At 72.8% G+C, this 11,612-nt stretch carries 12 protein-coding genes; 11 read left to right on the top strand and 1 reads right to left on the bottom strand.

Annotated features, from left to right (window positions below):
* Nucleotides 1-4: 4 nt before the first annotated feature.
* The 8 genes from ACIBQX_RS14470 to ACIBQX_RS14435 all read left to right on the top strand — a co-directional run bounded on the left by ACIBQX_RS14470 (nt 5) and on the right by ACIBQX_RS14435 (nt 6,899).
* On the top strand, nt 5-1,198 hold the full coding sequence (locus tag ACIBQX_RS14470) for an RNA-guided endonuclease InsQ/TnpB family protein (protein ID WP_397004365.1): 1,194 nt from the start codon (nt 5-7) through the stop codon (nt 1,196-1,198).
* Nucleotides 1,199-1,338: 140 nt separating this feature from the next.
* On the top strand, nt 1,339-2,301 hold the full coding sequence (gene paaA / locus ACIBQX_RS14465) for a 1,2-phenylacetyl-CoA epoxidase subunit PaaA (RefSeq protein WP_397004363.1): 963 nt from the start codon (nt 1,339-1,341) through the stop codon (nt 2,299-2,301).
* Nucleotides 2,298-2,591 (top strand): 1,2-phenylacetyl-CoA epoxidase subunit PaaB, encoded by a 294-nt coding sequence (paaB, locus tag ACIBQX_RS14460; protein ID WP_397004361.1) that lies wholly within the window; start codon nt 2,298-2,300, stop codon nt 2,589-2,591. The genes paaA and paaB overlap by 4 nt, the downstream gene beginning before the upstream one ends.
* A gap of 21 nt (nt 2,592-2,612) precedes the next feature.
* Complete coding sequence (gene paaC / locus ACIBQX_RS14455; protein WP_397004359.1) at nt 2,613-3,518, top strand: 1,2-phenylacetyl-CoA epoxidase subunit PaaC; 906 nt, start codon at nt 2,613-2,615, stop codon at nt 3,516-3,518.
* Nucleotides 3,515-4,123, top strand: a complete 609-nt coding sequence (gene paaD / locus ACIBQX_RS14450; RefSeq protein WP_397004357.1) for a 1,2-phenylacetyl-CoA epoxidase subunit PaaD — start codon at nt 3,515-3,517, stop codon at nt 4,121-4,123. Before paaC ends, paaD begins: the two co-directional genes overlap by 4 nt.
* Before the next feature lies 1 nt (nt 4,124).
* Nucleotides 4,125-5,216: a 1,2-phenylacetyl-CoA epoxidase subunit PaaE gene (gene paaE / locus ACIBQX_RS14445; RefSeq protein ID WP_397004355.1), complete on the top strand. Its 1,092-nt coding sequence runs from the start codon at nt 4,125-4,127 to the stop codon at nt 5,214-5,216.
* A gap of 82 nt (nt 5,217-5,298) precedes the next feature.
* Entirely contained in the window at nt 5,299-6,039 is a 741-nt protein-coding gene (locus tag ACIBQX_RS14440; RefSeq protein ID WP_397004353.1) for an enoyl-CoA hydratase/isomerase family protein, read from the top strand.
* Entirely contained in the window at nt 6,036-6,899 is an 864-nt protein-coding gene (locus ACIBQX_RS14435) for a 3-hydroxyacyl-CoA dehydrogenase family protein (RefSeq protein WP_397004351.1), read from the top strand. The genes ACIBQX_RS14440 and ACIBQX_RS14435 overlap by 4 nt, the downstream gene beginning before the upstream one ends.
* A 10-nt stretch (nt 6,900-6,909) precedes the next feature.
* Here ACIBQX_RS14435 and ACIBQX_RS14430 read toward each other — a convergent pair whose 3' ends face one another.
* Nucleotides 6,910-7,551 carry a TetR/AcrR family transcriptional regulator gene (locus ACIBQX_RS14430; protein ID WP_397004349.1) on the bottom strand — a complete coding sequence of 214 codons (642 nt, stop codon included), beginning with the start codon at nt 7,549-7,551 and terminating at the stop codon, nt 6,910-6,912.
* Between the two features lie 161 nt (nt 7,552-7,712).
* Between ACIBQX_RS14430 and paaK the strand changes: the two genes are divergently transcribed.
* The 3 genes from paaK to ACIBQX_RS14415 all read left to right on the top strand — a co-directional run bounded on the left by paaK (nt 7,713) and on the right by ACIBQX_RS14415 (nt 11,596).
* Nucleotides 7,713-9,017 carry a phenylacetate--CoA ligase PaaK gene (paaK, locus tag ACIBQX_RS14425; RefSeq protein ID WP_397004347.1) on the top strand — a complete coding sequence of 435 codons (1,305 nt, stop codon included), beginning with the start codon at nt 7,713-7,715 and terminating at the stop codon, nt 9,015-9,017.
* A gap of 81 nt (nt 9,018-9,098) precedes the next feature.
* Nucleotides 9,099-10,169: a sigma-70 family RNA polymerase sigma factor gene (locus tag ACIBQX_RS14420; protein ID WP_397004345.1), complete on the top strand. Its 1,071-nt coding sequence runs from the start codon at nt 9,099-9,101 to the stop codon at nt 10,167-10,169.
* Nucleotides 10,166-11,596, top strand: a complete 1,431-nt coding sequence (locus ACIBQX_RS14415; protein WP_397004343.1) for an MFS transporter — start codon at nt 10,166-10,168, stop codon at nt 11,594-11,596. The genes ACIBQX_RS14420 and ACIBQX_RS14415 overlap by 4 nt, the downstream gene beginning before the upstream one ends.
* Nucleotides 11,597-11,612 lie beyond the last annotated feature (16 nt).

Here is an 11,612-nt window from a genome sequence, read left to right as displayed (position 1 = left end):
CGGCGTGTCCCGTTACCGGCTCCAGCCCTCGCCTGCTCAGGAGGCGGTGTTGCTGGAGCATTGCGGGCACGCCCGGTTCGTGTGGAATCTGGCGGTGGAGCAGCACGCCCATTGGAGGCCGGGGCGTAAGAGCGCGCCGGGTTTCGCCGAGCAGTGCAGGCAGCTCACGCAGGCGCGGGGCGAGTTCGCGTGGCTGCGCGCGGGGTCGATCATCGTCCAGCAGCAGGCGCTCAAGGACTTCGCGCAGGCGATGGCGAACTTTTTCGGCGGGACGCACCGCAGGCCGACGTGGCGCAGGCGGGGGCAGGGCGAAGGGTTCCGGATCGTCGCGGTCAAGGCCGGTGACGTGCGCCGTCTGTCCCGCCACGTCGGCGAGGTCAAGGTCCCGAAAGTGGGGTGGGTGCGGTTCCGCTGGTCCCGTGCCCTCCCTGAGGGTGTGAAGTCGTGTCGGGTCACCCGGGACGCGGCCGGACGTTGGCATGTTGCCTTCGCCGCGATCCCTGAGCCGATCCCCGCGCCGGGGACGGGCGGGGTGGTGGGCGTGGACCGGGGCGTGGCCGTGTCGGCGGCGTTGTCCACCGGTGAGTTGCTGCACGCCCCTGCGCTCCGCGACGCTGAGAAGGCCCGGTTGCTGCGGCTGTTGCGCAGGCTGGCGCGGGCCGAGCGTGGGTCGCACCGGCGCGGCAGGGTGAAGGTGGCCATCGCGAGGCTGAAGGCCCGTGAGAGGGATCGGCGCAGGGACTGGGTGGAGAAGACCAGCACCGATCTGGCCCGCCGGTTCGGCGTGATCGCCGTCGAAGACCTCAAGATCGCTAACATGGTCCGCTCGGCCAAGGGCACCATCGATGCGCCGGGCCGCAGTGTTCGGCAGAAGGCGGGCCTGAACCGGGGCATCCTGGCCGCCGGGTGGGGCCGGCTGGTGGCGCGGCTGGAGCAGAAGGCTCCCGGCCGGGTCGTGAAGATCAACCCCGCGTACACGAGTCAGCGTTGCTCGGCGTGCGGGATCGTGGATCGGCAGGCGCGCGAGAGCCAAGCGTCCTTCCGGTGCCGGTCCTGCGGATACGCCGGCAACGCCGACGTGAACGCGGCCAGGAACATCGCACACGCGGCAGGGCATGCCGTGTCCGCGCGGGGAGGCCCGCCGTTGGGCGAGCCGACGAACCGCGAACCTCAACGCGACCTCCTCCTCATGGGGTAGTTGGCGTTGGAATCCCCTGCCTTCAGGCGGGCGGAGGATGTCAAGTCGTCTCCTTTCGGCGGCCGGGCGGACGCCCTCTTGCATACGTGCCCCGGTCGTGTCACCGTATTACTGACCGAGCGATAAGTAAATATGGAGGGATGATGACGACTCCCGTGGAGCCGGAGGTGGACGAGCGATTGCAGGCCGCGTTCGACGCCACCATCGCGCGCGGCGACCGGATCGAGCCGCGTGACTGGATGCCGGACGCCTACCGCAGAACCCTCGTACGCCAGATCGCCCAGCACGCGCACTCCGAGATCATCGGCATGCAGCCCGAGGGCGAATGGATCGCGCGCGCCCCCTCCCTGCGCCGCAAGGCGATCCTGCTGGCCAAGGTGCAGGACGAGGCCGGCCACGGCCTCTACCTGTACTCCGCGTGCGAGACCCTCGGCGTCTCCCGCGCCGAGCTGACCGGACTGCTGCTCGCCGGCCGGCAGAAATACTCCTCGATCTTCAACTACCCGACCCTGTCCTACGCCGACGTCGGCACCATCGGCTGGCTCGTCGACGGCGCCGCGATCTGCAACCAGGTGCCGCTCTGCCGCACCTCCTACGGGCCGTACGGCCGCGCCATGATCCGCGTCTGCAAGGAGGAGTCCTTCCACCAGCGGCAGGGCTACGAGCTGCTCATGACCATGATGCGCGGCACCGCCGCCCAGCGCGCCATGGTGCAGGAGTCGGTCGACCGGTTCTGGTGGCCGTCGCTGATGATGTTCGGCCCGCCGGACGCCCGGTCCGCCAACAGCGAGCGGTCGATGGCGTGGGGCATCAAGCGCAACTCCAACGACGAGCTGCGTCAGAAGTTCGTCGACATGACGGTCCCGCAGGCCGACGCCCTCGGCGTCACGCTGCCCGACCCTGATCTGCGCTGGAACGAGGAGCGCGGGCACTACGACTTCGGCGATCCGGACTGGGAGGAGTTCGCCGCGGTCGTGCGCGGGGACGGGCCGTGCAACGCCCAGCGCCTGCGCCACCGCCGGGCCGCCCATGAGGACGGCGCCTGGGTGCGCGAGGCGGCCACCGCCTTCGCGGGCCGATCCGCCGAGGCGGGCGCCCGATGAGCGCCGACCGGCGGGAATGGCCGCTCTACGAGGTGTTCGTGCGCGGCAAGCGCGGGCTCAACCACGTCCACGTCGGGTCGCTGCACGCCCCGGACGACGTGCTGGCCCTGCGGCACGCGCGGGACGTCTACACCCGGCGCAACGAGGGCGTGAGCATCTGGGTCGTCCGCGCCGACGCCATCACGGCCTCCAGCCCCGACGAGAAGGACCCCCTGTTCGCGCCGAACGGCGACAAGGTCTACCGGCACCCGACGTTCTACGAGATCCCCGGGAACGTGCCGCACATCTGACCTCCAGGAAGGCGGACCACCGTGAGCGACGATCACGGCAGCATCTTCGACGGCCTGGTCGGCGGGGACTCCTCGCAGTGGGCGTTCGGCACCGATTTCGAGGACCCACTGGCGGGCGTCGACACGACGGTGCCCGACGGCGTCGACCACGCCGAGCTGGCCGCGTACTGCCTCATGCTCGGCGACGACGCGCTGATCATGTCGCAGCGCCTGTCGGAGTGGTGCAGCCGCGCGCCCGACCTCGAAGAGGACATCGCGCTGGCGAACATGGCCCTCGACCTCCTCGGACAGGCCCGCCTGCTGCTGGCGCGGGCCGCCGCCGCCGACCCCGGCGTGCTGCCGGCGCTCCCCGAGGGCTCACCGGTGCCGCCGGAGGACGCGCTGGCGTTCTTCCGCGACGCGGGGGAGTTCCGCAACGTACGCCTCGCCGAGGTCCCGAACGGGGACTTCGCGCACGTCGTCGCCCGCCTGCTGCTGTTCTCGGCGGCCCGGCTTGCGCTGCTGGAGCGATTGCGCGCGAGCAGGGACACGGTGCTGGCGGCGGTCGCGGCCAAGGGCGTCAAGGAGCTCGCCTACCACCGGGACTGGGCGGCCCGCTGGTTCCTCACCCTCGCCCAGGGCACCGAGGAGTCACGCCGCAGGCTCGTCACCGCCCTCGACGCCCTGTGGCCGCTCCAGGCGGAGCCGGTCGCCGCGCATCCCGTCGAGCTCTCGCTCGCGCGGGCCGGCGTCGCCGTCGATCCCGCCACCACGCGCGGCGAGGTGGACGCCCTCCTCGACCAGGTGCTGGCCATGAGCGACGTCCCGCGCCCCGGCCGCCCGCCGCTGCCGGGCAGCGGACGCGAGGGCCGGCACACCGACGCGCTCGCCCCCCTGCTCGCCGAGATGCAGGTGGTCGCCCGCGCCCACCCGAGCGGGCTGTGGTGAGCGCCCCCGACCGCGCCCCCGACCGCGCCCCCGACCGCGCCGCCGACCGCGCCCCCGACCGCGCCGCCGACCGCGCCCCCGACCGCGCCCCCGACCGCGCCGCCGAGGTCGCCGCCGAGGTCGCCGCGCGGGTACGCGACCCGGAGATGCCCATGCTCACCCTCGCCGACCTCGGCGTGCTGCGGGGCGTCGGCGTGGAGCGGGCGGCGGACGGCGGCGAGATCGTCGTCGCCTCGATCACCCCGACCTACACCGGCTGCCCGGCCATGGCCACGATGCGCGACGACCTCGTCCACCGGCTGAACGACGCCGGCTTCCCCCGCGTCGAGGTGCGCGTCGTGCTCGACCCGCCCTGGTCCAGCGACTGGATCTCCGAACGCGGCCGGGCCGCCCTGCGGGAGGCCGGGCTCTCGCCCCCCGGCCCGGCTCGCCGGACGTCCGGGCCGGTGGCGCTCACGCTCGGGCCGCCTCGGCGCGCCCCCGCCTGCCCGCGCTGCGGCTCCCCGGCCACCCGGCTGACCTCCGAGTTCGGCGCCACGGCCTGCAAGGCCCTCTACACCTGCACCGACTGCCTTGAACCGTTCGAGCATGTCAAGGAGATATGAGATGACCACGCTCGCCCGGGGCCCCGTGGCGACCCGGGCGTCCACCGCCTTCCACCCGCTGACCGTGGCTGCGGTCGACCGGCTGTGCGAGGACGCCGCCGCGATCACGTTCGCCGTCCCCGGCGAACTGCGCGAGGCGTACGCCTTCCGGGCCGGCCAGTCGCTCACCCTGCGCCGCGTGCTGGACGGGCGGGAGCACCGGCGGTCCTACTCCATCTGCGCCCCGGTCGGCGCCGCGCCGCGGATCGGGGTCCGCGAGATCCCCGGCGGCCTCTTCTCCTCCTGGCTCGTCCACGAGGTGACGCCCGGCACGCGCATCGAGGTGCAGACGCCGACCGGCTCCTGGCAGGCCGACCCGGCGCGTGGCGGGCGGCACCTGTGCGTCGCCGCCGGATCCGGCATCACCCCGATGCTGTCGATCGCCTCGACCGTGCTGGCCCACCCCGCCGCCCAGGTGTCGCTCCTGTACGGCAACAGGACGAGCCGCACCGTGATGTTCACCGAGGAGCTCGGCGACCTGAAGAACCGGTACGGCGCCCGGCTCCAGGTCGTCCACGTGCTGTCGCGCGAGCCGCGCGACGTCGAGCTGTTCTCCGGCCGGCTCGACGGCGACCGGCTGCGCCGCCTGCTCACCGAGCTGGTGCCGGTGGAGACGTTCGACCACGTGTGGCTCTGCGGGCCGTTGCGCATGGTGGAGGACGCGCGGGAGGTGCTCGCCGGCCTCGGCGTCCCCGCGCGGAACGTCCACGTCGAGCTGTTCTACGTCGATGCTCCGCCGCCGATGCCCCGGCGGGCCGACGGGGTGCCGGCCGGGGCGACCAGCGTGCTGACGACCGTGCTCGACGGCCTGCGGGCGACGGCGGCCGTCTCACGGGGGACGACCCTGCTGGAGGGGGCCCAGGCGACCCGCTCGAACCTGCCGTTCGCCTGCAAGGGCGGCGTCTGCGGGACGTGCCGCGCCGTCGTCCGCGACGGCGTGGTGGACATGCGCCGCAACTACGCCCTGGACCAGCATGAGGTGGACGCCGGGTTCGTCCTCACCTGCCAGACGTTCCCGGTCAGCGCGGACGTCACCGTCGACTACGACGCCTGACCTCCACCTACGCAGAGGAGCTCCACGTGGCCGAAGCCTTCGCCGCCCCGCCCCAGGGCCGTGCCCTCCTGGCGGAGCGCCCATGACCCTCATCGTCGAAGAGGCGGCGGACCGGGTCGTGTGGCGGCTCGACAGGCCCGAGGTCCGCAACGCGATCGACCGCGAGCTGGTCACCGCGCTGCACGAGGCGTGCGCCGCCGTCGAGGAGGAGCCGCGCGTCGTCCTGCTCACCGGCACGGGACCGGCCTTCGCGGCAGGGGCCGACATCTCCCAGCTCCGCGAGCGCGACCGGGACGACGCGCTGCGGGGCATCAACTCGAAGATCTTCGACCGGATCCACCGGCTGCCGATGCCGACGGTGGCCCTCGTCGACGGGTACGCCCTGGGCGGTGGCGCGGAGCTCGCCTACGCCTGCGACTTCCGGATCGGCACACCCCGGACGCGGATCGGCAACCCGGAGACCGACCTCGGCATCCTCGCGGCGGCCGGCGCGGCCTGGCGGCTCGCCGAGCTCGTCGGCGAACCCCTGGCCAAGGAGATCCTGCTCGCGGGCCGCGTCCTCACGGCCGAAGAGGCGCGGGCCGCGCACCTGCTCAACGAGGTGGTGGAGCCCGAGGACCTGCTCGCCGCCGGTCATCGGCTCGCCGACCGGATCAACGCCAGGGCGCCGCTGGCGACCCGGCTCACCAAGGCCGTCTTCCACGCCCCGAGGGCCGCGCACCCGTTCGTCGACGACCTCGCGCAGGCGGTCCTGTTCGAGACCGAGGAGAAGCAGGCTCGGATGACGGCATTCCTGGACCGGCGGAAGGAACGACGCTCATGACCCAGCCAGTGACCCCGCCACCGAGCCTGCCACGTACGGTGGGCGTCTTCGGGGGCGGGCGGATGGGGGCCGGGATCGCGCACGCGTTCCTCGCCTCGGGCAGCCGGGTGATCGTCGTGGAGGACGGGCCCGAGGCCGCCGGCCAGGCCAGGACCCGGGTGGCGGACGGCCTGGCCAAGGCCCGCGCGAAAGGCGGCGCCGTCCCGCCCGAGGACGCCCTCTCCCGGCTGCGGACCACGGCCGACCCCGCCGATCTGGCTCCGTGCGAGCTCGTCATCGAGGCGGTCCCGGAGGACGCGGCGCTCAAGGCCCGGGTGCTCGCCCTGGCCGAGAGGCGGGCGCCGGACGCGGTGCTCGCCTCGAACACCAGCAGCCTGTCGATCGGCGCGCTCGCCGCCGGCCTGGCCGCGCCCGAACGCTTCCTCGGGCTGCACTTCTTCAACCCCGTCCCGGTGAGCGAGCTCATCGAGATCGTCACCGGGCCCCGTACGGACTCCGAGCTCGTGGCGCGGGCCCGGGACTGGGCGGCGGCGCTCGGCAAGACACCGATCACCGTCTCGGACTCGCCGGGCTTCGCCAGCAGCCGCCTCGGCGTCTGCCTGGCGCTCGAAGCGATGCGCATGCTCGAAGAGGGCGTCGCGAGCGCGGCCGACATCGACACGGCGATGACCCTCGGCTACCGCCACCCGATGGGACCGCTGCGGACCACCGACGTGGTGGGACTGGACGTACGGCTCGCGATCGCCGAGCACCTGGCGCGCGAGCTCGGGCACCGGTTCGAGCCGCCACGGATCCTGCGCGACCTGGTCGCCGCCGGGCACCTCGGCCGCAAGACGGGCCAGGGCTTCTACCCGTGGTGACCCCGCCCGTTCAGGCCTCGTGCCGGGCCAGGCCGTCGAAGGCGATGGCGGCGATGGCCTCGGCGACCATCGCCCGGTCGTACGCGCCGTCCGGGCGATACCACTCGACCAGCGAGTTGACCATGCCGAAAACCAGGCGGCTGACCAGCGCCGGCGGCACGTCGTCGCGCAGGGCGCCCTCCGCGACGGCGTCGGCGACGAGCGCGGCGAGCCGGTCGTCGAGCCAGCGGCGCCGCTGGAGGGCCGCCAGCTCGACCTCGCTGTTGCCGCGCACCCGGAGCAGGAGCGTGACGGAGGGCTGGTGCGCCACCAGGACCTCGACGCTGCGCCGCACCACCTCGCGCAGGCGCTCGTAGGCGCTCGTCCCGGCCGCGTCCTGGGAGGCCGCGGTCACGACGGCGGTGAGCTCGTCGAGGGCGTCGTCCAGGGCCTGGCCGAGCAGTTGCTCCTTGCTCGTGACGTGGTGGTAGATGGCCGGCTTCGTCAGCCCGAGCTCCTTGGCCAGGTCTCCCATGCTGGTGGCGTCGTACCCCTTGCGGTTGAACAGCTCCACGGCGGCGCGCAGGATCGCCGCCTGGTCGTAGCCGGGGCGGCCGCGTCGGCGGGCCGGGGCAGGGTCAGCGGGCCCGTCGGCGGGCCCGGTCGTGGTCACCACTGCAGCCTCTCACGAGGCTGGACGACCTGCGTCCGGACCCCCTTGACGGTCGTGTCCGGGGAAGGCTCGGGGGGCGATGACCGGTCGGGCGAAGGCTGGATCGGGGCGGACGGCTGAGGCACGCTGGCCAGGCGGATGCCGGACGAGGAGGAGCCACCATGAGAGCCCTGACCCCCGACCTGTGGATGGAGCCGATCGAGTCGGCCTCCGTCGACGAGTTGCGCGCCCTCCAGCTGGACCGGCTGCGCTGGTCCGTAGGGCACGCGTACGAGAACGTGCGGCACTACCGCTCGGTGCTCGACGCCGCCGGTGCGCGGCCGGACGACGTGCGGGAGCTCGCGGACCTGGCGCTGCTGCCGTTCACCGGCAAGGCGGACCTGCGGGCGAACTACCCGTTCGGCATGTTCGCCGTGCCGCGCGCGGAGGTGGCGCGCGTGCACGCGTCGTCGGGGACCACGGGGCGGCCCACCGTGGTCGGCTACACCCGCGGCGACCTCGACACCTGGGCGACGGTCATGGCGCGGAGCATCCGCGCCGCCGGCGGGCGTCCGGGCGACCTGCTGCACAACGCGTACGGCTACGGGCTGTTCACCGGCGGCCTGGGGGCGCACGCGGGGGCGGAGAAGCTCGGCTGCACGGTCGTACCGGTCTCCGGCGGCATGACCGAACGCCAGGTCACCCTCATCCGCGACTTCCGGCCCGATGTCATCATGGTGACCCCGTCGTACATGCTCGTGCTGATCGAGGAGATGGAACGCCAGGGCATCGACCCCCGCGAGTCGTCGTTGCGGGTCGGCATCTTCGGCGCCGAGCCGTGGACGAACGAGATGCGCCGCGAGGTCGAGGAGCGGACCGGCATGCACGCGGTCGACATCTACGGCCTGTCCGAGGTGATCGGCCCCGGCGTGGCGCAGGAGTGCGTGGAGACGAAGGACGGGCTGCACCTCTGGGAGGACCACTTCTACCCCGAGATCGTCGACCCGCTCACCGGGCGGGTGCTCCCGGACGGCGAGGAGGGCGAGCTCGTGCTCACCTCGCTGACCAAGGAGGCGATGCCGGTCCTCCGCTACCGCACCAGCGACCTGACCCGGCTGCTGCCGGGGACGGCACGCCCCATGCGGCGCATCGAGAAGATCCTCGGCCGCACCGACGACATGATCATCTTGCGCGGCGTCAACCTGTTCCCCACCCAGATCGAGGAGCTCCTGCTCCGGGTCCGTGAGCTCGCCCCGCACTTCCAGTGCGTCCTGACGCGCGAAGGCCAGCTCGACGCGCTGACGATCCGGGTGGAGCGGCGGCCGACGGCCACGGCGGACCTGGCGCGCGCCGGCGGCGAGCAGCTGCGTCACCTGGTCAGGAGCACCATCGGCGTGAGCGTGCGGGTCGACGTCCTGGAGCCCGACGGCATCGAGCGGTCGGTCGGCAAGATGCGCCGGATCATCGACCAGCGCCCGCCACGCTGATTCCCCGCGCCCGGCCGACCAGTTTTCGGGATCGGCGGTGTCTATCCATTCGAGAGGGGTCATTGGCTGGAAGGAGCCGATATGCGAGGGATACCGCCGTCCGAGGGGACCGATGCCCCGGCCGAGGATCTGCCGGCGCTGGCGCGCAACGGGGACGGGGAGGCGTTCCGCCGGCTGGTCGAGCCGTACCGGCGGGAGTTACAGGTGCACTGCTACCGCATTCTCGGGTCGGTGCAGGACGCCGAGGATCTGCTGCAGGAGACGCTGCTGGCGGCGTGGCGGGGGATCGGTGGTTTCGAGGAGCGCGCGTCGGTGCGGACCTGGCTCTACCGGATCGCGACCAACCGCTGTCTCAACGCGCTGCGCTCCGGCGCCCGTCGTCCGCACGAACGCGCGGCCTACCAGCCGGAGGTCCAGTTGCCCGAGCCGTCGCACCGCCGGGAGGAGCCGAGCTGGCTGGAACCGTACCCCGACGTGCTGCTCGACGAGATCGCCGATCACCTGCCCGGACCGGAGGCGCGTTACGAGGCCAGGGAGTCGGTGTCGCTGGCGTTCTTGACGGCGCTGCAGCGGCTGCCGCCGAGGCAGCGGGCCGTGCTGGTGCTGCGGGACGTGCTGGGGTTCCGGGCCGCCGAGGTGGCGGCCATGCTCGACACCACCGAGAACGCGGTGACCAGCGCGCTGAAACGAGCACGGGGCGTGCTGGCGGTGGAGCTGCCCGGCCGGGAGAGCGCCCCGCTGCCGGACTCGCCGCAGGAGCGCCGGATCGTGGCTGACTTCACCCGCGCCTTCGAGGCCGGGGACGTCGAGGCGATCGTGGCCATGCTGACGGACGACGCGTGGCTGACCATGCCGCCGATGCCGCTGGAGTACCAGGGCAAGGACGCCATCGGGCACTTCCTGACCACGGTCGCGTTGCGTGCGTGCCGCAGCGAGATGCTGATCCCGACGCGGGCGAACGGTCAACCGGCCTTCGGCTGCTATGTCCGTGACCCGCGCACGCCGATCCTGCACGCGCACGGCGTGCTGGTGCTCACCCTGACCGGTGACCGGATCACCGCGCTGACGCGGTTCCACGACAACTCGCTGCTGACCCGGTTCGGGCTGCCCCGCTCGCTGCGCGTGAACACCGACGGCAAGGGGGAACGGTGAGCTCCGACGGGGGACGGATGACGTCCGAGCAGGCGTGGACGTTGGGGCTCGCCTCGCTGGCGTCGTTCATGATGGCCCTGGACAGCCTGGTCGTCACGACGGCGCTGAGCACGATCCGGCAGGACCTGACGGCATCGGTCGAAGCGCTTGAGTGGACGGTCAACGCCTACAACCTGACGTTCGCGGTGCTGCTTTTGACCGGGGCGGCGCTGGGGGACCGGTTCGGCCGGCGGCGGATGTTCGTCGCCGGGCTGGCGGTGTTCACCGTCGCGTCGGTGGCGTGCGCGCTGGCGGCGGACATCGGCGTCCTGATCGCGGCGCGGGCGTTGCAGGGGGCCGGCGCCGCGCTGGTGCTGCCGCTGTCGCTGACCCTGATCAGCGCGCTGTTCCCGCCACGGCAGCGGGGCAAGGCGATGGGGCTGTACCTGGGCATCACCGGGCTGGCGACGTTCAGCGGCCCGTTCATCGGCGGTGTCATCGCCGAGGGGCTGGCCTGGCAGTGGATCTTCTGGCTGAACCTGCCGATCGGGCTGCTCGCGATCATGCTCACGGCGCGGCGCGTCCACGAGAGCCTCGGCCCGAACAACCGCTTCGACCTGGGCGGGGTGGCGCTGGTGACGCTGGGCGCGTTCGGCGTCGTCTGGGGCCTGGTCCGGGGCAACGCGGCGGGCTGGAGCAGTGCGGAGGTGCTCGGCGCGCTGGTGCTCGGCGTCGCGCTGGTGATCGCCTTCGTGCTGTGGGAACGGCGCACGCCGGCGCCGATGCTGCCGATGCGGTTCTTCCGGGTGCGCGCGTTCGCCACGGCCAACCCGGCCAACTTCTGCGTGTTCGCCTCGCTGTACGGCACGCTGTTCTTCCTCGCGCAGTACTTCCAGACCGTGCACGGCGAAGGGCCGCTCGGCGCCGGCCTGCGGCTGATGCCGTGGACCGCGACGTTGATGATCTGCGCGCCGATCGCCGGCAGACTGGCCGACAGGTACGGCGAGCGCACGTTCGTGGTCGGCGGGCTGCTGCTCCAGACGGTCGGCATGGGCTGGATCGCCCTGGTCGCCGACACCGACACGGGCTACCCCGAACTCCTGCCCGCGCTCGTCATAAGCGGGGTCGGGCTGACCATGGCCATGCCCGCGGCGCAGAAGTCGGTGGTCGGAGCGGTGCGGCCGCAGGAGATCGGCCAGGCGTCCGGCGCGTTCATGATGCTGCGGATCTTCGGCGGGGTGTTCGGTGTGACGATCACCGTGGCCGTCTTCGCGAGCACCGGGGGCTACGCCTCGGCCGGCGACTTCAGCACGGGGTTCACGGCGGCGATGGGCACGGTGGCCGCGTTCGCGTTCACCGGCATGCTCGTCGCGCTCGGCATGCCGGGCAGGCGACCGGCCACGCCATCCCTGGTGGCGAGCGCCGTACCCCAGAGAGAGCGCGCCTGATGCCCCAGAGGATCAC

Origin of the sequence: Nonomuraea sp. NPDC049714 (genome assembly GCF_044465295.1) — a bacterium.
Classification (GTDB): domain Bacteria; phylum Actinomycetota; class Actinomycetes; order Streptosporangiales; family Streptosporangiaceae; genus Nonomuraea.
This window is presented reverse-complemented; position numbering and strand designations above follow the sequence as displayed.